This window comes from Micromonospora sp. PLK6-60 (assembly GCF_019890675.1).
In the GTDB taxonomy this organism is placed as follows: domain Bacteria; phylum Actinomycetota; class Actinomycetes; order Mycobacteriales; family Micromonosporaceae; genus Micromonospora.
In genome coordinates, this window is record NZ_JAIOAA010000005.1 from 18,158 (window position 1) to 42,397 (window position 24,240).

25 protein-coding genes are annotated in these 24,240 nt (G+C 73.2%); 4 read left to right on the forward strand and 21 right to left on the reverse strand.

Annotated features, from left to right (window positions below; all coding sequences use genetic code 11):
• The first annotated feature begins 6 nt into the window (after window positions 1-6).
• Window positions 7-567 (forward strand): isochorismatase family protein, encoded by a 561-nt coding sequence (locus K7640_RS11610; RefSeq protein WP_222954790.1) that lies wholly within the window; start codon window positions 7-9, stop codon window positions 565-567.
• Window positions 568-597: 30 nt separating this feature from the next.
• On the opposite strand, the gene K7640_RS11615 is transcribed toward K7640_RS11610, so the two are convergent.
• From K7640_RS11615 to K7640_RS11640, 6 genes are all read right to left on the reverse strand, one after another.
• Window positions 598-1,161 (reverse strand): NADPH-dependent FMN reductase, encoded by a 564-nt coding sequence (locus K7640_RS11615; protein WP_222954791.1) that lies wholly within the window; start codon window positions 1,159-1,161, stop codon window positions 598-600.
• A complete protein-coding gene (locus K7640_RS11620) occupies window positions 1,154-2,077 on the reverse strand; it encodes an arylamine N-acetyltransferase (RefSeq protein WP_222954792.1) in 924 nt (307 codons plus the stop codon). The genes K7640_RS11615 and K7640_RS11620 overlap by 8 nt, the downstream gene beginning before the upstream one ends.
• Complete coding sequence (locus tag K7640_RS11625; RefSeq protein WP_222954793.1) at window positions 2,074-3,150, reverse strand: LacI family DNA-binding transcriptional regulator; 1,077 nt, start codon at window positions 3,148-3,150, stop codon at window positions 2,074-2,076. The genes K7640_RS11620 and K7640_RS11625 overlap by 4 nt, the downstream gene beginning before the upstream one ends.
• Window positions 3,151-3,227: 77 nt before the next feature.
• Window positions 3,228-3,821: an NTP transferase domain-containing protein gene (locus K7640_RS11630; protein ID WP_222954794.1), complete on the reverse strand. Its 594-nt coding sequence runs from the start codon at window positions 3,819-3,821 to the stop codon at window positions 3,228-3,230.
• A gap of 143 nt (window positions 3,822-3,964) precedes the next feature.
• Window positions 3,965-5,650 carry a bifunctional 3'-5' exonuclease/DNA polymerase gene (locus tag K7640_RS11635; RefSeq protein WP_308042541.1) on the reverse strand — a complete coding sequence of 562 codons (1,686 nt, stop codon included), beginning with the start codon at window positions 5,648-5,650 and terminating at the stop codon, window positions 3,965-3,967.
• Between the two features lie 57 nt (window positions 5,651-5,707).
• Window positions 5,708-6,568 (reverse strand): patatin-like phospholipase family protein, encoded by an 861-nt coding sequence (locus K7640_RS11640; RefSeq protein ID WP_222954796.1) that lies wholly within the window; start codon window positions 6,566-6,568, stop codon window positions 5,708-5,710.
• A gap of 257 nt (window positions 6,569-6,825) precedes the next feature.
• Here K7640_RS11640 and K7640_RS11645 point away from each other — a divergent pair, with 257 nt between their 5' ends.
• Together K7640_RS11645 and K7640_RS11650 are read left to right on the forward strand one after the other, a co-directional pair.
• Window positions 6,826-7,758, forward strand: coding sequence for an ABC transporter ATP-binding protein (locus tag K7640_RS11645; protein ID WP_222954797.1), 933 nt, complete (start codon window positions 6,826-6,828; stop codon window positions 7,756-7,758).
• The gene (locus tag K7640_RS11650; protein ID WP_222954798.1) at window positions 7,755-8,576 is read left to right on the forward strand and encodes an ABC transporter permease; all 822 of its coding nucleotides are present in this window, start codon (window positions 7,755-7,757) and stop codon (window positions 8,574-8,576) included. The genes K7640_RS11645 and K7640_RS11650 overlap by 4 nt, the downstream gene beginning before the upstream one ends.
• Before the next feature lie 29 nt (window positions 8,577-8,605).
• Here K7640_RS11650 and K7640_RS11655 read toward each other — a convergent pair whose 3' ends face one another.
• The 10 genes from K7640_RS11655 to K7640_RS11700 all read right to left on the reverse strand — a co-directional run bounded on the left by K7640_RS11655 (window position 8,606) and on the right by K7640_RS11700 (window position 18,916).
• Complete coding sequence (locus tag K7640_RS11655) at window positions 8,606-9,181, reverse strand: TetR/AcrR family transcriptional regulator (protein ID WP_222954799.1); 576 nt, start codon at window positions 9,179-9,181, stop codon at window positions 8,606-8,608.
• Between the two features lie 50 nt (window positions 9,182-9,231).
• Window positions 9,232-11,661, reverse strand: coding sequence for a PEP/pyruvate-binding domain-containing protein (locus K7640_RS11660; protein WP_255608748.1), 2,430 nt, complete (start codon window positions 11,659-11,661; stop codon window positions 9,232-9,234).
• 89 nt (window positions 11,662-11,750) lie between these two features.
• Window positions 11,751-12,998: a nucleotide disphospho-sugar-binding domain-containing protein gene (locus K7640_RS11665; RefSeq protein WP_222954800.1), complete on the reverse strand. Its 1,248-nt coding sequence runs from the start codon at window positions 12,996-12,998 to the stop codon at window positions 11,751-11,753.
• Window positions 12,998-13,585, reverse strand: a complete 588-nt coding sequence (locus tag K7640_RS11670) for a TetR/AcrR family transcriptional regulator (protein WP_222954801.1) — start codon at window positions 13,583-13,585, stop codon at window positions 12,998-13,000. Before K7640_RS11670 ends, K7640_RS11665 begins: the two co-directional genes overlap by 1 nt.
• 64 nt (window positions 13,586-13,649) lie before the next feature.
• A complete protein-coding gene (locus K7640_RS11675; RefSeq protein ID WP_222954802.1) occupies window positions 13,650-14,105 on the reverse strand; it encodes a helix-turn-helix transcriptional regulator in 456 nt (151 codons plus the stop codon).
• Between the two features lie 30 nt (window positions 14,106-14,135).
• Entirely contained in the window at window positions 14,136-14,546 is a 411-nt protein-coding gene (locus K7640_RS11680; RefSeq protein ID WP_222954803.1) for a VOC family protein, read from the reverse strand.
• A 53-nt stretch (window positions 14,547-14,599) separates the two neighbouring features.
• Window positions 14,600-15,550, reverse strand: coding sequence for a carbohydrate ABC transporter permease (locus K7640_RS11685; RefSeq protein WP_222954804.1), 951 nt, complete (start codon window positions 15,548-15,550; stop codon window positions 14,600-14,602).
• Between the two features lie 13 nt (window positions 15,551-15,563).
• A complete protein-coding gene (locus K7640_RS11690) occupies window positions 15,564-16,505 on the reverse strand; it encodes a carbohydrate ABC transporter permease (protein ID WP_222954805.1) in 942 nt (313 codons plus the stop codon).
• A gap of 22 nt (window positions 16,506-16,527) precedes the next feature.
• A complete protein-coding gene (ngcE, locus tag K7640_RS11695; RefSeq protein WP_222954806.1) occupies window positions 16,528-17,937 on the reverse strand; it encodes an N-acetylglucosamine/diacetylchitobiose ABC transporter substrate-binding protein in 1,410 nt (469 codons plus the stop codon).
• A gap of 1 nt (window position 17,938) precedes the next feature.
• Window positions 17,939-18,916 carry a MurR/RpiR family transcriptional regulator gene (locus K7640_RS11700; RefSeq protein ID WP_222954807.1) on the reverse strand — a complete coding sequence of 326 codons (978 nt, stop codon included), beginning with the start codon at window positions 18,914-18,916 and terminating at the stop codon, window positions 17,939-17,941.
• Window positions 18,917-19,113: 197 nt separating this feature from the next.
• Between K7640_RS11700 and K7640_RS11705 the strand changes: the two genes are divergently transcribed.
• Complete coding sequence (locus K7640_RS11705) at window positions 19,114-20,115, forward strand: N-acetylglucosamine kinase (RefSeq protein ID WP_222954808.1); 1,002 nt, start codon at window positions 19,114-19,116, stop codon at window positions 20,113-20,115.
• Window positions 20,116-21,220: 1,105 nt separating this feature from the next.
• Here the strand turns inward: K7640_RS11705 and K7640_RS11710 are convergent.
• From K7640_RS11710 to K7640_RS11730, 5 genes are read right to left on the reverse strand one after another with little or no spacing between them, the layout of a single operon-like run.
• Window positions 21,221-21,658 carry an SRPBCC domain-containing protein gene (locus K7640_RS11710; RefSeq protein ID WP_222954809.1) on the reverse strand — a complete coding sequence of 146 codons (438 nt, stop codon included), beginning with the start codon at window positions 21,656-21,658 and terminating at the stop codon, window positions 21,221-21,223.
• Window positions 21,651-21,962 (reverse strand): helix-turn-helix transcriptional regulator, encoded by a 312-nt coding sequence (locus K7640_RS11715; protein ID WP_222954810.1) that lies wholly within the window; start codon window positions 21,960-21,962, stop codon window positions 21,651-21,653. Before K7640_RS11715 ends, K7640_RS11710 begins: the two co-directional genes overlap by 8 nt.
• 1 nt (window position 21,963) lies before the next feature.
• Window positions 21,964-22,338, reverse strand: coding sequence for a VOC family protein (locus tag K7640_RS11720; protein ID WP_222954811.1), 375 nt, complete (start codon window positions 22,336-22,338; stop codon window positions 21,964-21,966).
• Between the two features lie 48 nt (window positions 22,339-22,386).
• Window positions 22,387-23,292 (reverse strand): carbohydrate ABC transporter permease, encoded by a 906-nt coding sequence (locus K7640_RS11725; RefSeq protein WP_374198082.1) that lies wholly within the window; start codon window positions 23,290-23,292, stop codon window positions 22,387-22,389.
• Window positions 23,289-24,197 carry a carbohydrate ABC transporter permease gene (locus K7640_RS11730; RefSeq protein WP_222954812.1) on the reverse strand — a complete coding sequence of 303 codons (909 nt, stop codon included), beginning with the start codon at window positions 24,195-24,197 and terminating at the stop codon, window positions 23,289-23,291. The genes K7640_RS11725 and K7640_RS11730 overlap by 4 nt, the downstream gene beginning before the upstream one ends.
• Between the last annotated feature and the right edge of the window lie 43 nt (window positions 24,198-24,240).

Genomic DNA, 24,240 nt, shown 5'->3' on the forward strand with positions numbered 1-24,240 from the left:
AGACCCATGACCACGCTTGAGAACCGCCCGCACACCGCCCTGCTGGTGGTCGACGTGCAGAACGAGGTTGTCGGCGGGGCGCACCGGCGCGACGAGGTGGTCGCGAACATCGCCGGCCTGGTGGAGAAGGCCCGCCGGGAGGGGGTGCCGGTGGTCTGGGTGCAGCACTCCGACGACGGGCTCGTCCGGGGCAGCGACGACTGGCGGATCGTGCCGGAGCTGGTGCCGGCCGACGGCGAGCCGCTCGTCGAGAAGCACTACGGCGACTCGTTCGAGGACACCACGCTCGAGTCGGTGCTCGCCGACCTCGCGGTCGGCCGGCTCGTCGTCACCGGCGCGGAGACCGACGCCTGCATCCGCTCGACGCTGCACGGGGCGTTCGTCCGGGGCTACGACGTCACCCTGGTGGGCGACGCGCACACCGCCGGCGACAAGACGGCGTGGGGTGCGCCGCCGGTGGCGCAGGTGGTCGCGCACACCAACCTGTACTGGGGCTTCCAGGCGGCCCCCGGCCGCACCGCCGGCACCGTCGAGACCAAGGACGTCGACTTCAGCGCCGCGTCCTGAGGCCCGCCGCGTCCCGCCGTCCCGCCGCGCTCAGCCCGCGTACGCGCGTTCCTGCCGGGCCCGGGCCAGCGCGCGGGTCCACCAGTCGAGTTGGCCCACCATCTCGGCCAGGGCGGCCCGCGCCGGCCCGGGGTCGCGCAGCTCACCGTCGGTGGTGAACGCGTCGTGCACGTTCGGGATCAGCACCCCGGTGCGGACGGTGACCACGTGCAGCTCGGCGAAGACGGTGCGCAGTTGCTCCACCGCCCGCAGGCCGCCGGACGCCCCGCCGTAGGAGACGAAGCCGAGCGGCTTGGCCCGCCACTGCTCGTACGGGGTGTCGATGGCGGTCTTCAGCGGGCCGGGATAGCCGTGGTTGTACTCGGGGGTGACGACGACGAAGGCGTCGGCCCGCTCGACGCGCTTGGTGAACCGTTCGGCGTCGGCGCCGCCGCCCAGGTCACCGGGGAGGTCGAGCGCGGCCAGGTCGAGGTGGTCCACGGCGGCGTCGGTGTGCGCGGCGAGGTGCCGCAGGAACCAGCGGGTCACCGTCGGGGCGATGCGGTCGGGGCGGACGCTCGCGGTGATGACGGCGAGCCGGTAGGGGTCACTCATGGTGGTCTCCGGTCGGTCTTCTCAGCTCCAGGTCCGGTGCGGTGGGCTGGTCCGCGCCGGGCGGGGGCAGGGTGGCGAGCAGTGCCCGCAGCTCCGCCGGGTCGAGGGCTAGGCCGAACGTGCCGGCCAGCAGCGACCCGTACTCCTCGTCGGTGACCGACCGGCTGCGGGGCGCGGCGCCGGGGCGTTCCTCGGCGTAGTCGCGGCCGATGAGCCGCCGGACCGTGGCGTCGCCCTTGCGTACGACGATGCACCGCTGGGTGAAGGGTGACTGCGGGCTGGTGGCGGTGTTGTGGTTCGCGACCTCGACGTCCACCGGATACTGCGGCTCCTCGGTGAAGGTGAGCAGGGTGCTCCAGGCGCCCGTGGTCCGCTCCTGCAGGCGCCACCCGCCGTCCGCGCCACGGCGCAGCTGGTAGTGCCAGGCGCCCTGCCGCCGCGGGTTTCCTTCGACCAGCGGGATGGGCTCGAGCAGGCCGGAGCCGAAGCCCACGTCGGCGAGCCACACCAGGTCACCGTCGTCGACCCGCAGCACCAGATGGGATCGGGGCCGGGGCTGCTCGGCCGGGTCGCCGGTGCGGGCGAGCAGCCGGTCCACCCGGTAGCCGAGGCGCTGGAGGACGGCGCCGAAGAGCACCCCGTGCTCGTAGCAGTAGCCGCCCCGGCCGGCGTGGACGAGCTTGTCCTGCACCCGGGCCAGGTCGACGGCGATCCCCCGGCCGAGCAGCACGTCGAGGTTCTCGAACGGGATCGCGGCGACGTGTGCCCGGTGCAGCTCCCGCAGGGTCCGGCCGTCCGGCGCGACCGGGCCGCGATGCCCGACGCGCTTCAGGTAGGCGTCCAGGTCGAGCGCGTCGGGGGTCCAGTGCCGGGCCGGGTCCGGCACTGGCAGGGGTGGCGCCGGTGTCGCGGTCATGTCGCACTCCTCTCGCCTCGTCGCCCGGGCGCCGGACCGGTGCTGGCGCGGACGACGAGCTCGGTCGGCAGGATCACCCGGTCCGGTGTGCCGTCGGGGTCGAGCAGCATGCGGGCCATCAGCTGCCCCTTCTCGTGAATGGGCTGGCGGACGGTGGTCAGCCCGGCCGGGGCCGCCGCCGGCACGTCGTCGAAGCCGGTGACCGAGAGGTCGTGGCCGACGCGAAGGCCCTGGCCGGCGGCCACCTCGACGACGGCGGCGGCGAGGACGTCGCTGTCCGCGGCGATGGCCGTCGGCGGGTCGGCGGCCGCGATGATCGTGTGTGCCGCGGTGCGCCCGGCGGCGGAGGTGTTGCCGCCGCCGCTGACGACGCGCAGCCGGGCGTCGGCGGGCAGGGCGTCGCGCACGCCGGCCAGTCGGTTGCGGGAGTAGGGGTAGAGGGCCGCCTCGTCCGCCCGGTCCACGAGCCGGCCGGGCGCCAGCGGCGCGGAGACCAGCATCGCGACCTCCCGGTGGCCGAGTTCGACCAGGTGGTGGCCGATGTCCCGGCCGGCCTGCCGGTCGTCGATCAGCACCCCTCGGCCGGTGGCGGTCTCGCTGGAGCGGACCAGGGGCAGCGACCGGTCGGCCAGCGCCCGCACCGCGGGGTGGTCGTCGGTGAGGCCGTCGGCGACCGCGCCGTCGATGACGGCCCGGCGTACGGCGTCGAGGGATTCGCTCACCTGCGAGTCGGTCAGCCCCGCGACGACCGGCGCGAACGGGATGAGCACCAGGCTGGTGCGACTGCGCGACAGCGTCTCGGTGAGGCCGCCGAGCAGGGCGAGGACGTACGGGTCGCTGAACGCGTAGGTCAACTCGGTGGTGAAGATGACCCCGATGGCGTTGGCCCGGCCGGTGCGCAGCGACCGTGCGGTCGCGTCCGGCCCCGCATAGCCCAGCTCCCGGGCGACCGCGAGGATGCGCGCCCGCAGCTGGGTCGAGAGCCGGTCCGGCCGGTTGAAGGCGTACGACACGGCGGCCGTGGAGACCCCGGCCGCCTCGGCGACGGAGCGCAGGGTTGTCCGGCTGCCCATGACCCTCCTCCTGTTAATCGATTAACAGGGTGCACTATGGAGGGTCGGACGTCAAGGACGGACCGCGTTCCGCCGCCCTACGCGCCGACGCGCTGCTCGGGGACGGTCAGGCCGTACAGCAGCATCAGCTCCGGGCTGTCCACCCGGCTGCCGTCGGCCACCGAGTCGCAGGCGATGTCGACGATCTGGTCCTTGTGCGCCAGCAGGTACGGCCGGGCGCCGACGTCCGCGCTGGCCAGCGTGGCGATGCCGGACCAGTGCCGGCGACCGAAGAGCATCGGATAGCCGCGCAGCCCGTTGTAGGTGGCGCAGACCAGCACGTCCGGGTACGGCAGCGCGGCGACCCGGCGCACCGCGGCGGCGGTCAGGCCCGGCATGTCCACCGGCACCACCACCACGGCCTCGATGCCGTCGTCGGTGAGGGCGGCCAGCCCGGCCCGGATCGACGAGCCGACGCCGGTGCCCCAGGCGCGGTTGACCACCACGGTCGACCCGGTCAGGTCCGCCGTGGCGCGGACCTGGTCCGCGGCGGCGCCCAGCACGACCACGATCTGCCCGCAGCCCGCCTCGGTCATCGTGTCGATCATCCGGTTCACCAGCGGCTTCTCGCCCTGGTGCAGCAGCGCCTCGGGTCCACCGATCCGGCGTCCACCACCCGCTGCGATGATCATTGCTGCGATCCGGTTCAGCTGCGCCCCCTCGACCGTGGGGGCGGACCGGGCACGCAGTCGTCTGGTCCGTCCCGTCGTACGCACACCGGGCCCAACGACCGCCCGCGGGCCGGGGTAGCGGGGCAAAACGGAAATAATGCCGGTCAGGTCGCGTCGGCGTAGCAGTCCACGACGGACAGATCCAGCGGAAACCGGACCGGGGTGTCCCCGAACAGCAGCGCCGTGGCCCGCTCGCCGCAGCGGGTCACCGTCTCGGCCACCGCCTCGGCCTGCTCCGCCGGGCAGTGCACCACCACCTCGTCGTGCTGGAAGAAGACCAGCTCGCCGCCGGTGCCGGCCAGCGCCGTGCGCAGCGTCGCCAGCAGCGTCGACGCCCACTCCGCGGCGGTGGCCTGGATGACGAAGTTGCGGGTGAACCGGCCGCGGGAGCGGGCCGCCCGGGCCCGCGGGCTCTGCGGATCGGCGGCCGGCTCCGGATCCAGCCCCGGCAACCCGTCACCGAACCCGGCCGACGACGGCGGGCAGGTGCGCCCCAGCCAGGAGCGGACCAGCCCGCCGGCCTCACCCGTGCGGGCCGCCGCCTCCACATAGCCGAAGGCGGTCGGATAGCTGCGCTTCAACACCGCCAGGGCCGGCACCGCCGCCCCGCCCGTCTGCCCGTACATCGCGCCCAGCAGGGCCACCTTGGCCCGCGCCCGGTCACCGCCGAACGCGTCCCGGGCCAGCGCGGCGTACAGGTCACCGGCGCCACCCGCGGCGGCCAGCCGCTCGTCACCGGAGACCGCGGCGAGCACCCGCGGTTCGAGCTGGCCCGCGTCGGCCACCACGAACCGCCAGCCCGGATCGGCCACCACCGCCCGCCGGATCACCTTCGGGATCTGCAACGCGCCGCCACCCCGGGTGGCCCAGCGGCCGGACACCACGCCGCCCGGCACGTATTCCGGGTGGAACCGGCCGCCGGAGACCCAGGCGTCCCGCCACGCCCAGCCGTGCGCCGTCCAGATCCGGTAGAGCTCCTTGTATTCCAACACCAGCGGCACCGCCGGATGGTCCACCCCGCGCAGCACCCAGGCGCGGGTGTTCGGCAGCTCCACCCCGGCCCGGGCGAACGCCTTGATCAGCTCGGCCGGGGAGTCGGCGTGCAGCCCCGGCACGCCGAGCAGGTCGGCGATCCGGGCGGACAGCTCGGCCAGCCGACGCGGCGGCCCGCCGACCGGGGACGCCTCGCCGAGCAGCCCGGTCAGGACCGCCTCGTGCACGTCGACCCGCCACGGCAGGCCGGCCGCGCCCATCTCGGCCGCGACCAGCGCACCGGCCGACTCGGCGGCGACCAGCAGCCGGAACCGGCCGGGGTGCTCGGCGGCGGCGACGCGGGCGAGTTGGTCGGCGTACACCCGGGTCAACGCCGCGATGCCCGGACCCGGCGGCCCGGCGGGGGTGTCGAAGAGCGCGCCCTGGGCGTGCCCGGGCGGCTCGGCCGGGCGGGGCGGTGGGTCCGCCGGCACCGGGGCGCCGGTGAGCCGCGCCCAGGCCGCCGCGAACGAGCGCGGCTCACCCCACCGGCCGGCGTGGCCCAGCAGCAACGACTCGGTCAGCTCCACGTCGTGACAGCGGTCCAGGCGCACGCCGGCGCGCAGCAGCGGCGGATAGCTCGTGGCGCCGGCGGCCCAGACCCAGCGGGGACGCGCGGCGGCCTCCCGGGCGGCCACCGCGGCGGCCAGGTCCGTGACCGGCTCGGCCGGGCCGCACGGCGTCCCGGCCGGGTCGAGGGGTTGCAGCACTCCCCCGCCCCGGTCGTCCGACTCCACCGCCACCAGCACGAACGCGATTCTGCCTCGCCCCTACGACAACGTCGCCACAGCCACCGGGGCGGACGTGACAGCGGCTCAGGCCGGGCGGGCCACCGGCCAGAGCGCCGCCACCCGGGCGGCGTGCGCCGCGCCGACCGCACGACCGGCGCGGGCCGACGCCGGGCGGGTGGCGGGCGAGAGCGCGTTGGTGCCGAACGCCGCCACCGACGCCTCGTCGGCGCTGATCACGTGCACCTTCGCCGGCGCCAGGGTCTCGATCTCCTCGGCGAGGTCGCCCCACGGGTCCGGCGCACCCTCCAGGGCGGGCCGCACCACCAGCACGTGCTCCGCCCCGACGGCCAGGTCGGCGTTCGCCATCGACCACGCACCCCCGTCCATATACCGGTGGCCGCCGATGGTCACCGGCGGCCAGACGCCGGGCACGGCGGCACTCGCGGCGACGGCGTCGAGCAGGGAAACCCCCGAGTCGCGGGTGAAGGCGACCCGGTCGCCGGTCTCGACGTCCACCGCCGCCAGCACGAGACTGCGGTCCGGCCACTGCTTCACCGGCAGCCGCGCGTCGACCGCGGCAAGGCGCACCGCCGGATCGACGGTCTCGGCGGCCGACGCCACCGCGCCGACCCGGCGGCGGGACTCCTCGGGCGTCGACGCGCCGGCCATCGCCTCACCCAGCCGGGCGAAGAGCTGCTCGGTGTCGACGTCGACCGCCACCTCGGCGGAATCCGAACTCAGCTGGGCAGCGTACAGCTCATCGAGCGGGGTGCCACTGGTGATCTGGGCCGCGACGGAGGCGCCGGCCGAGGTGCCGACGACCAGGTCGGCGGCGAGGATGCGGTCGGCCAGGGCGGGCTCGGCGTCGGCGAGCCCGCGCAGGACACCGAGCTCCCAGGCGATCCCGGCGACGCCACCACCGGCGAGGACGAGTGCAGTGGTCACCCACAGCAGTCTTCCACCCGGCAGCCGAGCCCGCCGCGTTACGGACAGCGGAGCCGGGCTGGCCGGTCAGTCGTCCACCACCACGACAGCCCCCTCGCCCTCACCCTCGGGCCGTTAGCCTAGCTTGTTGCCAAGGATGTGCAACAGCCATCATCTGGCGTTGTGTGCGGCGCACGGGTCGGGCGTGGACTCCTCATGGTCGGCAGGTGACGTCGCGGGGGTGGCCCGGGTGACAGCCGCGCCCGCATCGTCAGCTCATGGATGACGTCGTGATCGACGTGGCTGGCCTGCGGCACAGCTACGGGAAGTTCGAAGCCGTCCGGGGCGTCTCGCTGCGGATCCACCGGGGCGAGCTGTTCGCCCTGCTCGGCACCAACGGCGCCGGCAAGACCACCACCATCGAGGTGCTGGAGGGGCTCCAGGCGGCGACCGCCGGCCGGGTCCGGGTGCTCGGACTCGACCCGGTGCGGGACCGGACCACGCTGCGCCCGCGTACCGGGGTGATGCTCCAGCACGGCGGGTTCACCGGCTCGCTGACCGTCCGGGAGACGGTGGAGGTCTGGCGCCGCCTCACCGTGGCGCCGCGCCCCGCCCGGGAGGTGTTGGCGCTGGTGGACCTCGCCGATCGGGCGGCGGTGGCGGTGGACCAGCTCTCCGGCGGTGAGGGCCGGCGGCTGGAGTTGGCGCTGGCCGTGCTGGGCCGGCCGGAGGTGCTCTTCCTCGACGAGCCGACCACCGGAATGGACCCGGCCTCCCGGCGCCGCACCTGGGACATCGTCCGGGAACTCCAGCGGGCCGGCACCACCGTGCTGCTCACCACGCACTACCTGGAGGAGGCGGAGGTGCTGGCCGACCGGGTCGCGGTGCTGCGCGGCGGGCACGTCGTGGCCACCGGCACCCCGGCGGACGTGGTGGCCGCCCTGCCCGCCCGGATCACCTTCCGGCTGCCGGCCGACCCCGCCCTCCCCGACCTGCCGCACGCCACCCGGTCCGTGCGGGGCGACCGGGTCGACTACCAGACCCGCGACCTCCAGGACGACCTGACCCGGCTGCTGAGCTGGGCCGCCGACCGGCAGGTCCGGCTGGCCGGGCTCTCCGCCCGCCCCGCCACCCTCGAGGACGTCTTCCTCGACCTCGCCGCCGACCAGCAGCCGCGCGTGCCGCAGCAGGAACGGGAGACCACCCGATGAGCCGTACGACGATGACCGGACCGGCCACCCGCGACCGGGCGACCCGCCCGACCTGGCAGATCCTGGCCCTGCTGCGGATGGAACTGCTGGTGCTGCGGCACAACTGGACCGCCACCGCGATGTCCGTGGTCACCCCACTGCTGGTGGCCATCCTGCTCACCAGCGGGTACGGCGGCCAGCCGGTCCCCGGCGTCCGCCGGGTGGCCACCGTCAGCGCCGTGCTGCTGACCTTCGTGGTGCACCACCACCTGACCACCGTGTACGCGGCGCGCCGGCAGGAGATGGTGCTCAAGCGGCTGCGTACCGGCCTGCCCGGGGACCGCACCATCCTGCTCGGCACGGCCAGCGGCACCGTGCTGACCTTCCTCGGGCAGGCCCTCGTACTGGTCCTCTACGCCGTGGTGGTGCTCGACCTGCCCGCACCCGTCAACCCGGTGATCATGCTGGTGGCGCTGCTGCTGGGTGCCGCGGTGATGGCCGCGTACTCGGCCGCCCTGTCCGCCGTCACCCGCAGCTCCGAGGCGGCCATGCTGACCACCCTGCCCTCCATGGTGGTCTTCCTGGCCGCGCCGGGCGCGCTGCTGCCGCTGGACACGTTGCCGCCGGCGCTGGACCGGATCCTGTGGTTCCTGCCGATGGGGCCGTTCACGGAACTGCTGCGGGTGGGCTGGCTGGGCCGCGACGACCAGGGCGCCGGGCTGAGCCTGGGGGCGAGCGTCTGGGCGGCGCTGCCGTCGGTCGGCGTGCTGGTCGCCTGGCTGGTGCTGGGGCTGCTGGCGGCCCGGCGGTGGTTCCGCTGGGAGCCCCGCAACGGGTGACCCGGGGCGGTGCAGCGGCCGGCGTTCGGTCAGGCCGCTGTCGCGCCGAAGAGCAGGTCGAGGTGGGCGTCCAGCGCGGCCAACGCCTGCTCGGTGGTGTACTGCCCGCCGAGCAGATAGACACCGAGCCCTTCCATCAGCGCCAGCAGGCCGGCCGCGGCGGCGGCGTCCCGGGACGGGAGGACGCCGGCGACGAACTCGGTCAGCTGCGCGGTGTCCGCCCGCAGGCGGGGCGCGGCGGCCGGCCGGACCGCCAGGTAGGCGAGGAAGGCCAGCGCCACCCGCCCGTCGTCCCGGGTCCGCTCGTCGAGCGGCAGCAGCGCGGTGATCATCGTGCGCAGCAGCAGCCGAGCCGGCGGGTTCTCGCCCAGCCGCGCCACCGCCTCGGTGACCCGGGCCTGGCCGCGTTCGCGGACCACGGCCATGGCGAACGCCATCATCTCGTCCTTGGTGCGGAAGTAGTGCTGGACCATGCCGGCGGAGACCCCGGCCTCGGCAGCCACGTGACGGAGGCTGACGGCCTCCAGGCCCTGCTCGGCGGCGACCCGCATCAGCGCGTCCGCGATGCGGGTGCGTCGCTCCTGGTGGTCGACCTTCTTGGGCATGACCTCGATCGTTTCACAGTGGCCGGCCCGGGCGGTCCGCCGGCGGCCGGTCAGTGGACGGTGACGGTCCCGGCGCCGCCGTCCACGGTGACCAGTTGACCGGTGGAGATCGTCCGGGTGGCGGCGGGCACGCAGATGACGGCGGGAATGCCGTACTCCCGGGCCACGGTGGGGCCGTGCGCCATGATCGCACCGGTCTCGGTGACCAGCGCCGAGGCGGTGAGGAACAGCGGCGTCCAGCCGGGGTCGGTGGTCGCGGCGACCAGGACCTCACCGGGCTCGATGTGGGCGGTCGCCGGGTCGTGCACGACCCGGGCCGGGCCGGTCACCCGGCCCGCCGACGCACCGACGCCGGCCAGGACGCCGTCGGCGGCGGGCGCCGCCGGCAGTACGGTCTCGACGTCGGTGCCGTCGGAGAGCAGCGCCACCGGCACGACCCGGCGGCGGGACTCCCGGCGGTGTACCGCCCGGCGGGTGGCGACCGTGGCCCGGTGATCGACGCCGCGGTGCACGGCGGCGTGCGCCTCGTCGAGGGTCAGGAACATGATGTCGTCGGGCCGTTCCAGCAGCCCGGCACCGTGCAGCTCCGCGCCGATGAGCAGCAGTTGCCGTCGCCTCTCCCGCAGTGGGTACAACCCGGCGAACTTGCCGGCCTCCCGCAGGCCGGCCAACGACCGGGCCCGGCGCAGCAGAAACCCGGCCAGGGTGCCGCGTACCGGCCGTCGGCGGCGGGCCCGCCGCACGAGTTCGTCGAGGGCCGCCTCGGCCGTGGCGGCGGCCCGCCGGAAGCGCCGGTCGGGCCCCTGCTCCGGGTCGGTGACCCGCAGATAGTTGGCGAGGGCCGCGAAGACCGGTGCCGGATCCTCGGCCCAGCGCGGCACGCCGAGGTCGACCTCGGCGACGCCGCGATGACCGTACGCGGTCAGGAAGCCGGCCATCCCCACGTCGGGCAGCGTCCCACCCAGATGGCGCGCGGCCAACTCGGCCGGCGGGGTGTCGAGCAGGAGTTGACGGTGCTCGCCCGCGTTCTGGGCGAGTCGCCAGAGCGCGAGGTCCATCTCGATGGTGACGTTGTGCGGCATCCCGGCCAGCACGGCGTGGATCTCGTCCGGGCTCGCGACGCCCTTGAGCAGCGCGGCCGGCAGCGCGGCGGCGAGCATCCCGGTGACGATCGGCCACACGATCGCGTCGGCGCCGCCCGCGGCGTCCGGCGCCTGCAGGAAGCGGAGCCGGTCGGCGGCGGTCCGCAGCTCGGCGGGGGCGACCGAGCCCACCCGCAGCTCGTCGATGGCCTGGAACATCCGGCTCCGCGCCGCGTCGGGACGGGCCAGCGCGCGCAGGATCCCCACCACCGCGCGGCCGGCCGTCCCCAGGGAGCCGGCCCCCGGAGGGCGGGCGGCGCCGCCCCCGGTCGGCGCGAACCGCGGGTCCGCCAGCACGTGCCGCATCACCGCCTGCGCCCGCGGGCCGAAGTCGACCGCCATGAGCTTCACCAGCCGTTTGCGGGACGACCTGCGGCGGGTCAGGTCGGTCAGGTCGCCGTAGAGGCGGCCGCCGATGTCGACGATCTCGACCCGGACGCCGAGCGTGGCGAGCATCGCCGCGATCTGTGCCCGCAGGGTCGACATGCCCATCGGGGTGACCGGTTGCCGCATCCCCTGCACGTGGCCGAACTCCAGGTAGATCCGAGGGAGGGGCTTCCCGGTCTCCGGTGGGCGGGGGAACAGGCTGGTGATCGGCCGTGACTGGAGCAGCCAGAGCACGCCGTCGCGGTCGAACGCCCACTCCACGTCCTGCGGGCAGCCGAAGTGACCCTGCAGCCGCTCACCCGCCGCGCGCAGCTCGGCCAGCTGCGCGGAGGTCAGACAGCCCGGGTCGGCTCGGGGCATGCCGTCGAGGACGTAGTGATCCACCGTCGCCGCACCGTCGACCACCGTCGTGCCGAGACCCGGCGCGGCGTCGGCCACCATCTCGTCGCGGCGGCCGGTCAGCGGGTTCGCGGTGAACAGCACCCCCGCGACCGCCGGGTCGACCATGCGCTGCACGATCACGGCCATCCGCACCGCCCGGTGGTCGAGGTCGCGGGCGTCGCGGTAGGCGGTGGCCCGGGCGGTGTGCAGCGAGTCCCAGCACTTCCCGATCGCGGCGATCAACTCGGCGGTGCCGGTGACGTCCAGGACGGTGTCCTGCTGCCCGGCGAAGCTGGCCTCCGGCAGGTCCTCCGCGGTGGCGCTGGAGCGCACCGCCACCGGGCCGGCACCGAGCCGCTGGTACGCGGCGACGATCTCCGCCCGCGGAATGACGCCGAGTCGGTGCGCGGTGGTGGTGACGCAGAACCCGTCGGGAACCCGCTCCCCCCGCCGGATCAGCTCGCCCAGCCCGGCCGCCTTGCCGCCGACCAGGTCGACCCGGTCGGCGGTCGCCGCGGACAACGCGATCACCTGCACGTCGACCTCCCCCACGATGCAATGCGACTGCATTGCATCCCACGGTAGTCGGTTGGCGATGCATCTGCAATGTCTCCACCGGAGGGTCGCGACTCAAGACCTTGCCGGCCGCGCCCCGGCCGTTAGCCGGTGGAGATCCCCGCCAGGCGCTTCTCGATGGCGTCGGCGGCGGCCCGGGGCCCGCCGGAGGCGTCGAAGGCGTCCCGGATGCGGCGCGCCCCGTCGGCACGATCGCGCGCCTGGAGGATGGCCGACCGGAGCCGTTCGGGGGTGAGCCGGGCGGACCCGAGGGTGGTGCCGGCGCCGCTGGCCCGGACCCGCTGGGCGACCTCGTGCTGGTCGCGCCCGAACGGCACGACGCACACCGGCACGCCACGGGCGAGCGCCTTCTGGGTCGCCCCCATGCCGCCGTGGGTGACCGCGACCACGCTGCGCGCCAGGACGGCGGAGTGCGGGACGAACTCCTCGACGTGCGCATTGGCCGGGATCCGGTACGAGTCACGGATGCCGGCCGGCAGGGTCGCCACCACGAGCAGGGGTTCATCGGCGAGGGCGTCCAGGGCGACCTGGACGAGCCGTCCGTCGTCCTGGGCCTCCGAGGAGGTGGTGACGAGCACGACGGGGTCGGTGAGGTCGACCAGCCAGCCCGGTTCGGCGACGGGCGGTTCCCACTCGCACGGCCCGACCAGGACGGTCTGCTCGGGCCAGTCACGGCGCGGGTATTCGAACGGCTCGGCAGTGGTGACCAGCATCAGCTGGGCCCGGGTGAACATGTCTCGGGCGTCGGCGACGTCGCTGAGGCCCAGGTCGCGACGCACCTTGTTGAGCATCGGCAGCGCGGCCCGTTCCAGGGTGCCGAAGACGAGCGGCCGCAACGCCAGGTCGCGCAGTCGACCCAGCGGGCCGCGGGCCGGTGGCAGCCCGGGGCCGAAGGGGGGCGCGTCCCGGGACGGAATCGCCGGCGTGTAGGGGGAGAACTCGACGAAGAGCCCGCCGGTCGCCGCCGACCAGCGTTCGGCCTCGGCGAGGCCACCCCAGGAGTTCACGTCGACGAGGACGACGTCCGGTTGGTGCTCGGCGATGGCCTGGCGCAGGTCGGCGGCCTCGTGCGGGGCGCGCTGGGCGAAGACGCCGATCCCGGCCCGCAGCGCGGCGACGGTGCCGCGCGGCAGTCGGGTGGGCTCCACGATCGCCGGGACGCGCGGATCGATCGGCGCCGCGTCGAAGCCGAGCCGACGCATCGTCTCCACCTCGGACGCGAGGGTACGCAGCACGATCGGGTGGCCGCGGCGACGAAGTTCGAGCAGCAGGGCCGCGGCGGGGAACAGGTGCCCCTTCGCGGGTGAGGTGTAGGCGAGCACCGTTGCCATCAGGTCTCCTCCGTGAGGGGGGTGAGCATCTCGGTGAGCGCCAACTCGGTCTGGGCTCGGCTCAGACCCGCGTCCCGGCGCAGCAGTTTCCAGGTGGCGACGTCACAGATCGCGACGAGCTGGGCCAGCCGCCGCTGCCGGGTCGCGCCGGTCAGCCGGTCCAACGCGGGCGCGAACGCGGCCTCGCACCACCGGCGGTGCACGTCGCGCCCGAGGTCGGCTATCGAGCGCCCGGAAGGGTCGAGCGGTTCCTCCGCCAGGAGCTTGAGCGACAGGTCGCCCGCCTGCTCGTAGTGCTCGACGAGGTTCGCCACAGCCGCGCCCACATCGCCGGGAACCACCGTGGCGCGGGTCGCGGCGATCTCGGCGCTGACCCGCTCGACCGCGGCGGCGACCAGGCCGTTCTTGCTCTCGAACCGGCGGATCACGGTCTGCACCGTCACCCCGGCGCGCTGCGCGACGTCGGCGAGCCGGATCTCGCTCAGCGGCTGCTCCAGGAAGAGCGAGACCAGCGCATCGATGATGCGCTCGCCGGTGACTCGGGCCGTGACGGCCCGCGCACCCTGGCGGTACTCTCGCCGATTCATGTTAGTCAGACTAACATGAAAAATGCCGCCGGGAAGGCCGCCGCCGGCGCCCGGGTCACGCCGGCTACCGCGCGGGCACCCGCGCCTCCGGCTTCCGCACCGGCCTGGTCACCTGCTTCGCCACGCACGACGGCAGCCCCGCGGTGGCGCGGATCGCCGCCCGCCGGTAGGCGCTGGGCGACATCCCGACCAGCTCGGTGAAGCGGGTGCTGAAGGTGCCCAGCGACGCGCAGCCCACCGCGAAACACACCTCGGTCACGCTCAGGTCTCCCCGGCGCAGCAGCGCCATCGCCCGCTCGATGCGCCGCGTCATCAGATACGCGTACGGCGACTCGCCGTACGCCAGCCGGAACTGGCGGCTGAGGTGCCCGGCGGACACGTGCGCGCCACGGGCCAGCGCCTCCACGTCCAGCGGCTGCGCGTACTCCCGGTCGATCCGGTCCCTTACCCGGCGCAGCCGGGCGAGGTCGTCCAGGTGCCGGGCCGCGCTGCGGGCGCGACCCCACGAGGGGTGGCACATGATCAACTCCCGGCGTCCGTCAGCCGCCCGTCAGCGCAGCTCCTGGATCCGGATCAGGTTGCCGGCGGGGTCGCGGAAGGCGCAGTCGCGGATGCCGTACGGCTGCTCGGTCGGCTCCTGCACGACCTCGGCGTCCCCGGCCCGTACCTTCTCGAAGGTGCCGTCCAGGTCCGGCGTGGCCAGCAGGATCCAGCCGTAGGTGCCCTTGGCCATCATCTCGGAGATCACGCGCCGCTCGTCGTCGGTGATCCCGGGGTCGACGGCCGGCGGCGCCAGCAGGATCGACGTGTCGGGCTGGCCGGCGGGGCCGACGGTGATCCAGCGCATCCGGCCCTGGCCGACGTCGTTGCGCACCTCGAACTCCAGGACGTCCCGATAGAAGGCCACCGAGGCGTCCGGGTCGACGTGCGGCAGGGCGGTGGTGTGAATGGTGAGGTTCATGACGATCAGGCTAGTTGCGCCGCCGTGACCTGGGCTTCTTGATTCCTGACCAGCTATTTGCCCACGCCCGCCGTCAGGCCCGACTGCACCTGCCGCTGGAAGACGATGTAGACGATCAGCACCGGCAGCATCGCCATGGTCACCCCGGCGAACAGCCCCGACCAGTCCGACTTGTAGCCCTGGTTGACCGACAGCTCGATCAGCCCCTGCGAGATCACCTGGTGCTTCGGCTCCCCCGCCACCGACTGCATCAGCAGCGTCGGCAGGTACCACTGGTTCCACTGGCCGAGCACGTTGAAGATGCCGATGCTGATCAGGCCGGGCTTGGCCATCGGCAGCATCACGCTGAAGAACATCCGGCTGTGCGAGGCCCCGTCGACCAGGGCCGCCTCGGCGATCGAGTGGGGCAGCGTCCGGAAGAACGAGTGCATGAAGAAGATCGTGAACGACAGCGACCAGGCCACGTAGACCACGATCAGCATCAGGTGCTTGTTGGGCCCGAGCAGCGGGAAGACCACGCCCATGTTGTAGACGCCCTTGAACAGGGGCACCGCCGCCAGGTAGATCGGCAGAGTCAGGCCGGTCAGGAACATGTAGTAGATCGCCCGGTTGCCCGGGAAGTCGTACCGGGCCAACACGTAGGCGGCCATCGAGCCGAGCAGCATGGTGAGGGTGACGCTGCCGGCCAGCACCAGCACGGTGTTCAGGAAGAACGCCCCGAGGTGCCCCTCCCCCCAGGCCCGGCCGAAGTTCTCGAAGCGCAGCGTGTCGGGGATCAGCGACAGCGGCTTGCGGATCACCTCCGAGTCGCTCTTGAGCGCCGACATCACCACCCAGACCAGCGGGTAGATCACCATGACCGCCCACACCAGCAGGAACAGGTGGGAGAAGCCGTTGAAGACGCGTCCGCCCAGGCCGGCGCCGCGGGGCCGCGCGGCGCCGGCGGCGTCGCGGCGGGCGGGCGGCGGGGCCTGATCGGTACGGGGATGGGTCGTGGTGCTCATCGTCCAGGCCTCCTCAGAACTCGATCCGCTCACGGCGGGTGATCCTCAGCTGCGCCGCGGCGAGCAGGATCGTGAAGATCGCCAGCGCCACGCCCATCGCGCAGGCGTAGCCGAACTGGCCCTTCTGGAACGCGGTGAAGTTCAGCACCGAGGCGAAGATCTCGCTGGCGTGGTCGGGGCCACCCTGGCTGGGCGTCATCACGAAGACCAGCGCGTACATGTCCAGCGCGATGAACCCCAGATAGACCCAGGCCACCGAGATGGTGTCGCGCAGCAGCGGCAGGGTGATCCGGAAAAAGGTGTGCAAACGGCTGGCCCCGTCGAGGATGGCCGCCTCGTAGATGTCCTTCGGGATGGACTGCATGGCCGCGGAGAACAGCACCATGTAGAAGCCCGCGCCGCTCCAGACCGCGATCAGCAGCAGCCACCACAGCACCGCCGGGATGCCCAGGAACGGCTCCGGGTCGGCGGTGAAGGCGATCGGGTTGTCCGCGTCGACCAGCCCGACCTTGATGAGCAGGCCGTTGATCAGGCCCTGGTTGTCGGACCGGTAGATCTGCTGCCACATCACGGCGATGACCACCAGCGACAGCACCTGCGGAAAGAAGAAGATGATTTTGTAGAAGCCGGAGCCGAACACCCCGCGGATGCCCGCCCTGTCCTCGCGTCCGCCCACGTTGAGCAGGAACGCGAGGAACAGGGCCAGCGCGATGGTGAACAGCGGCACGGTGACCAGGAAGAACACGTTGTGCCAGAACGCCTTCCGGATCAGCTCGTCGGAGAGCAGCCGGACGTAGTTGTCCAGCCCGACGAAGTTCTGCCGATCGGAGTAGCCTCCCCAGTCGGTCAGCGAGTAGCCGGCCGCCTGGGCGAAGGGCCACACCACGTAGAAGAGGTACAGCGCGACGGGCAGGGCCAGGAACCCGGTCACGAAACGCGCGACACCGTGCCGCATGGGACTCACTTCCTCGTACGGGTCAGGCGGTGCGGGTCTGCTTCTGGATGGACGAGTCCTTGGCGACCTTGTCCGCGGCCGCCTGCATCTTGTCGACGAACTGCTGGGCGGTGATGCGGCCGGCCATCAGCTCCTCGGAGAGGTTCTGGCTCTCCTTGTCCAGGTCGGCGTAGAAGTCCCAGAACTTGGTCTTGATCAGGGTCTTCGGGGCGTTCTTCATCAGCTCGTTGGCGGTGGTCAGCGCCGAGTCCTGCACATTGTCGCCCGAGCCCTTGGTGGAGGCCAGGGACTTGGTCAGCTCGGCGTACTTGGCCGAGCCGGCCTTGGAGAGCACCGCGCGCAGGAACTCCTTGGCCGCCGCCTTGTTCGGGGCCTTGCTGGGCACCACCAGGCCCTCGCCGGCGCCGGCGAAGACGTCGTCGGGCGCCTTGTCGCTCGCGCCCAGGCCCCAGTAGTCGGAGAGCTTCATCTCGAAGCCCGGCGGGATGGTGGCCGCCATCTCGTTCTTCAGCCAGGTGCCGACCTGGATGAAGGCCGCCTTGCCGTCCAGCCACGCCTGCTGCGACTGGGTGTGGTTGAGGTTGCCGGGCAGCAGCAGCTTGTCCTTGACCAGCTTCTCCCACGCCTGCAGGGCGGGCAGGACGCCGTCGGCCTTCCAGGCGTTCTCCTTCAGGTTGTCGATGTCGACCACCGCCTGCTTGCCGGCGGACTTCCAGATGGTCGCCATCAGCGCCCAGCGCGGGTAGTAGCCGTGCACCGCGTCGTGCACGTACGGGGCGATGCCCTTGGCCTTGATCTTCGGCGCCAGGGCGAAGAAGTCGTCGAAGGTCTTCGGCGGCTGCCAGCCCTCCTTGTCGAACAGCGCACCGTTGTACCAGTTGCCCCAGACCGTGAAGGCCACGTTGACCACGTAGAACTTGTCCTGGAAGGTGCCGTCCTCGACGGTGCCCGGCAGCAGCGAATCGGCCACCGTGCCCTCACTGTCCCAGGCCGGGGCCTTGAGCAGGTCGTCCAGCGGCTCGATCGCGCCCTCGTTGACCAGGGTGCTGATGTCCATCATGTCGGCGCCGGAGTTCATCACCAGGTCGCTCGGCTGGGTGGCCATCTTGGGCTGCTCTTCGGTCTTGATCTTCTGGGTGGAGCTCATGTTGACCGTGACCTTCGGGTGCTTGGCCGTGAAGACGGCCTGGTCCTCCTTGGCCCACTGGTCACCGAGGCCGCCGTTGAAGATCACCACCTTGACGGCGCTGTCGTCCTTGACGCCGAACGGGTTGTCCGCGCTCTTCGACCCCCCGGTGTCGGTGGACTTGCTGGGCTCGCTGCCGGCACAGGCGCTGAGCAGGCCGGCGGCCGGCGTGACGAGCAGGCCCGCGGCGGCGGCGCGCCGCAGCAGGGTCCGGCGGTTCAGGTCGGCCGGGTTGGTGTCCGCCATGTCATCTCTCCTTGTGATGTGGGGTGAGGTGCTTTTCGGCCTTGTGACCGTCGACGGCCTGGGCGGTACGCCGGAAGGCCGCGTGGGCGCGGTCGTGGGTGCGTTGCGCGACCGCGATGTAGAGCAGGTCGAGGACGACCAGCTGGGGGTGCCGGGCCGACAGGGCGTCCGGCCGGAAGGTGGTGGCCTGGCTGGCGGTGAGCAGCACGATGTCGGCCAGCTCGGCCAGGGGTGAGCGCGGGAAGCCGGTGACCGCGATGGTGGTGGCGCCGCGGCTGCCGGCCTCGGCCAGCATCTCGATGGTCTCCCGGGTCTGCCCGGTGTGCGAGACGCCGAGCCCGACGTCCCCGGTGCCGAGCAGCGCGGCGCTGGCCAGCCCCTCGTGCACGTCGCTCCACGACCACGCGGCCACCCCGATCCGGTGCAGGCAGAACTGCATCTCCCGGCCGACCAGGGCGCTGCCGCTGGCGCCGAAGATGTTCACCCGGGACGCACCGGCGATGGCGACCGCGGCCCGCTCCACCTCGGCGAGGTCGAGCAGCGCGGCGGTGTCGTGCATGGCGCGGGTGTCGGCGGCCATGATCTGGTCGAGCACCCGGGACAGCGGATCACCCGGCTGGATCTCCCGTCCGATGTCGACGGTCCACCCGGCGGAGCGGGCCCGGCCGGTCTCGGCGGCGATGCCGAGCCGCAGGTCGGCGTAGCCGTCGAAGCCCATCGCCCGGCAGAAGCGGGTGATGGTGGCCGGCGACGTGCCACTGCGCTCGGCCAGCTCCACGATGGTCGCCCGGGCCGCCGCCTCCGGATCGCTCAGCACGTGCTCGGCGACCCGGCGCAGCGCCCCGGTCAGCTCCTCCGTCCCGGCCCGGACCCGGGCCAGCACGCCGTCGGTGGCGACCCCGGCCACCGGCCGCCGATCGGCCGCGTCGGCATCGAACACCGCGGTGCCCGCACCGGTGTCGAGCTCGTGATCGGCCATCGACAGCCTTTCGGAAAGAGTGTTAACTGTTAGTGGTAAAAGTTCTTACTGCGGGGGCCTTCCTGTCAAGGGTGTGGGCGAAGTTTTCAAACCGTTACCTGCCGCGCGCCGCCCGTCGCGGCCCGGGCCTTGCCCGGCAACGGCCGGCCGACCAGCATGGATGCGCCCGCACCGTCGACCCTCGGGAGGCCACAGCGATGCCCGGCGACGTCGTGGTCGGTCTCGACATCGGAGGTACGTCCACCCGTGCGGCCGCCGCCACCCTGGACGGGACCCGCGTCGGCACCGGCCGGGCCGGTGGCGGCAACCCCACCACCCACGGCGCAGACCGGGCCGCCGGTGAATTGCTCGCCGCCCTGCGCGGGGCGCTCGCCGACGTGGACCCCGCCCGGGTCCGTGCGGGCACCATCGGGCTGGCCGGGGCGGGCCGGCTGCTCGCCGACCCGGACGGCCGGGCCGCCTTCGACCGGGCCTGGCGCGAGGCGGGGCTGCGCTGCCCGTACGCGGTGCACGGCGACGCCCTGGTCGCGTACGCCTCGGGGACCCCGGAGCCGGACGGCACGGTGCTGATCGCCGGCACCGGCGCGATCGCCGCCCAGGTCCGCGACCTGCGGCTGGACCGGGTGGCGGACGGGCACGGCTGGCTGCTCGGCGACGCCGGCTCCGGATTCTGGCTGGGCCGGGAGGCGGTCCGCCGACTGCTGGCCACCCTGGACGCCGGCGGCGCGCCCGGCCCGCTGCACCGGCGGATACTCACCGAACTGCTCGGCACCGACGAGGTGGCCGCCCGACCCCGGGACACCGTCGACGCGGCCGTGCAGGCGGTGACCCGACGACCGCCGGTGGAACTGGCCCGGCTGGCGCCGCTGGTGGTGGACGCCGCCCGCGCCGACGAGCCCACCGCGGTGGCGCTGATCGCCGAGGCCGCGGGCCACCTCGCCGAGACCGCGGGCCGGATCCGCCCGGCCGGCGCGACGGCGCCGCTGGTGCTCGGCGGCGGCCTGCTCACCGCCGACACCCCGCTCGCCACCGCGGTACGCGCCGAGGCCATGCTCCGCTGGCCGGACGCACCGGTCCACCCGGCCGGCGACGGCGCCGCCGCGGCAGCCTGGCTCGCCGCCCGCGACCTGCCCGAGGTGACCGACCCGGCCGCCCTGCATGCCCGACTGCTGCCCAGTCCCGACGCCCGTCCCGGCTGACGGCCCGCCCCCGTCCCGGCCGGCTGACAGCCCGCCCCCGTCCCGGGCCGGTTCACCGACTGGCGCCGAACCGGCGCCGACCGCGATGGCCCTGGTCATGGCCCTGGTCATGGTCCGCTGGACTCTCCGGCCACACCGGTCGGCAGGCGACCGTGACTCCGGCCAGGCCACGCCGCCCACTGGATTCAGCGGGTGGAAGGCCGGCGGCGCCAGCAGGTGCCGCGCCTGGCCGCCGTCCACGCGCCGGAGCCCACTGCGCGGCATCCCGCGCCGTCCGGCGCGCCCAACGGACCAACATGCGGCATCCCGCGGAGTCCGGCGGGCGCTCCAGCGGCCCACTGCGCGGCACGCGCCGCCCGGCGCGCCCAACGGACCAACATGCGGCATCCCGCGGAGTCCGGCGGGCGCTCCAGCGGCCCAAATGCGCGGCATCCCGCGCCGCCCGGCGCGCCCAACGGACCAACATGCGGCATCCCGCGGAGTCCGGCGGGCGCTCCAGCGGCCCACTGCGCGGCACGCGCCGCCCGGCGCGCCCAGCGGCCCAATCTGCGGCATCCGGCGCTGTCCGGCGGGCCCAGCAGCCCAATCTGCGGCATCCCGCGCCGTCCGGCGGGCCCAACGGACCAATGTGCGGCATCCTGCGGTGTCGGGTGAAGCGGGGGCGTGCGCGCTCATCGACCGGAGCCAGGCAGTCGGGGGCCGGTTCGCGCCCTACCAACTTGATGTCGTAGACGAATCACGGAGCGACCCAGGGCAGGCCATTTGCCCGCTTTGCCCGCTACGGTGATTCGTTCACGACATCAAGTTGGTAGGGCGCGAACCGGCCCCCCTGACCTCGCCCCCGACCCGCCGCCGCCCGCCGGCAAGTCGAGGTGACCAGCGGACACGACGGCCCGACCCGCGGCAAGTCGGCGCGACCAGCCGACACAACCGCCCAACCCACCGCAACTCGGCGCGACCAGCCGACACAACCGCCCAACCCACCGCAACTCGGCGCGACCAGCCGACACAACCGCCCAACCCACCGCACGTCGGCGTAACCAACCGACACGACGGGCGGGCGGGGCGCTCGTTTGCCGGAGCCCGCCGATTTCGACGCCGCGAGTCAGGGGGCGAGCGTCCGCACGGTCTCCGCCAGGCGACGCCAGACGTGCGAACGCCAGCCGCCGCCGAGCAGGGCGGCGGTGCGTTGCTGGAGCGGGTCGTCCGGGTCGAAGCCGGAGTGTTCCAGGAAGAGCCGGGTGCCGCGCCCCTCGGCCGCCAGGGTCCAGGTGACCTCGGTGTCGAGCGGGCCGCCCCGCCAGGACCAGCGCAGCCGGCGCGGCGGGTCGATTTCCAGCACCGCGCAGTGGATCACCCCGTCGAAGCCCTGGTCGGGGCGGGGCGTGGTGCGGAAGGTGAACCGGTGGCCGAGCACCGGCGCGAAGTCGGTCGGCATCAACCAGCGGCTGAGCAGTTCGGGCTCGGTGAGCGCCCGCCACACCTTGGCCGGCGGGTGCGGCAGGAAGCCGTCGACCTCGACGGCGGTGGTGGGCTCAGTCATCCGGCAGCCCGTCCAGCACCTCGCGCAGCCCGGCGATCCGCTCCCGCCAGAACCGCTCGTACGGGGTGAGCCAGTCGGCCAGCTCGCGCAGCGGCTCCGGCCGTAGCGCGTAGAGCCGCTGCCGGCCGGCCGGCCGCTCGGTGACCAGACCGGCGTCCTTGAGCACCCGCAGGTGCTCGGAGAGGCTGGGCCGGCGCATGTCGAAGTGGTCGGCGAGCGACTGCACCGGCTGCTCGCCGCGGTCCCGCAGCAGCCGGAGCACCTCCCGGCGGGTGGGGCTGGCCAGCGCCGCGAAGACGTCCACGTCAGACCCGGGTGGACTGGAGGACGATGCCGTTGCCGTCCGGGTCGTCGAAGGTGGCGTACCGGCCCCAGGGCGCGGTCTGGATCCCGCCGTCGGCGAAGTCGACGCCCCGCTCGCGCAGCCGGGCCACGTCGGCGTCCAGGTCGTCGGTCTCCAGCACCAGCCCCTTGAGCGAGCCGGGCGGCATGCTGGGGAACCAGGTGACCAGGGTCAGCGCGGTGTCGCTGCCCTTCGGCGCGACCTGGACCCAGCGGCCCCCGGGCCCCATCGGGTTGTCGAAGATCAGGTCGAAGTCGAGGACGTCGAGGTAGAAGTCACGGGCCCGGTCCTGGTCGGCGACGGGCACGGAGACGAGCTTCACGTGGGTGACGGTCATGCCACCCACAATAGGTAGGAGATTTCCTACCGGTCAAGCGCCCCTGCCTCATTTGAGCTGGCCGGCGGTAAGGCCGGCCTGGATCTGTCGCTGGAAGGTCACGTAGACCACCAGCACCGGCAGGGTCGCGATGGTCAGCCCGGCGAAGAGCTGGGCGTAGTCGCCGGCGTACCCCTGGTTGACGGCGAGCGCGTTCAACCCCTGGGCGAGCACCCACTTCGACTCGTCGCCCTGCATCAGCACCTGGGGCAGCAGGAACTGGTTCCAGTGGCTGAGGAAGTTGAAGATGCCGACGCTGATCAGACCGGGTCGGGCCATCGGCAGCATCACCCGGAAGAACAGCCGGAAGTGCCCGCAGCCGTCGATCATCGCGGCCTCCGCCACCGAGGTGGGCAGGGTCCGGAAGAACGCGGTCAGGAAGAACACCGTGAACGGCAGCGAGTACGCCGAGTAGACCAGGATCAGCCCGGTCCAGGTGCCGAAGAGCCCGGCGTTGCGCACCACGAAGAAGAGCGGCACCAGGGCGAGGAAGACGGGGAACATCATGCCGCCGACGAACAGGTAGTAGACCACCTGCCGGAAGCGGAACTCGTACCGGGCGAAGACGTACGCGGCGGTCGCGCCGAAGAGCATGGTCAGCGTCAGCGAGCCGGCCACCACCACCGCGCTGTTGACGAAATACCGGCCGATGTGCGCCTTCGTCCAGGCGCGCGTCCAGTTGTCCAGCCGCAGCGCCTCGGGCAGCGCCCACGGGTCGGCCAGGATCTCGCCGTTGGTCTTCAGCGAGCTGACCACCATCCAGATCAGCGGCAGCACCGTCATCGCCGCCCAGAGCAGCAGGAAGGTGTGCGAGAAGGCGTTCGCCACGCCCAGCTCGCGGCGCAACGGCCGGTCCGCCGTACGCCCCGAGGCGGTCACCGGGGACGGCCGGGTGCCGGAGTCCACACTGGTCACGAGTACTCGATCCGATCGCGCCGGGCGGCCCGCAGCGCCAGCACCGCCACCGAGAGGGTCAGGAAGAACATCACCACGCCGATCGCCGAGGCGTACCCGAACTTGGTCTCGCTGCCGAACGCGGTGTCGTACATCCGGTTGCCGATGACGTCCGAGGAGAAGTTCGGGCCGCCGTTGGTCATCAGCTGCACCAGGATGAACCCGTCCAGCGCGGCGATGGCCAGGTAGATCCAGGCGACCTGCACGGTGTCCCAGAGCAGCGGAATGGTGATCTTGCGCAGCATCACCGTGCGGGAGGCGCCGTCGAGCAGCACCGCCTCGTAGATGTCGCGCGGGATGGCCTGCATGGCGGCGCCGAAGAGCACCACGTAGAAGCCGACGTTGCTCCAGACCATCACCGCCAGCACGCACCAGAAGGCGAACCGGGGGTCACCGAGCCAGGCCGGGGTGGGCAGGCCGAGCGCGCCGAGGGCGCCGTTGAGCAGGCCGCTGCGCGGGTTGTAGAGCTCCTTCCAGAGCAGCGCGATGATCACCACCGAGAGCACCTGCGGGAAGAAGTAGACCAGCCGGTAGACGGCCGTCCCGCGCACCCCGTGCACCCCGGCCCGCCCCTTCCGGCCGCCCATGGCGAGCATGGTGGCGAAGAAGAGGCCGAGGGCGATGGTCAGCACCGGCACCACGGCCAGCAGGATCGCGTTGTTCTGCAACGCGTTCCAGACGTACCCGTCGTGCAGCAGGGTGCGGAAGTTGGCCAGGCCGACCGGGTCGGCCTGCGCCGAGTAGCCCAGCCAGTCGGTGGTGGAGATCTGAAAGGCCTGGAGGTACGGCGAGAGCACGAAGACGCCGTACAGCACCAGCGGCGGCAGCAGGAAGCTGATGATCAGCGGTAGTCGGCCCTGTCGCACCTGCGCGACCCTCCCTGGTTCGGCCGGTGGGAGCGGGCGCGTC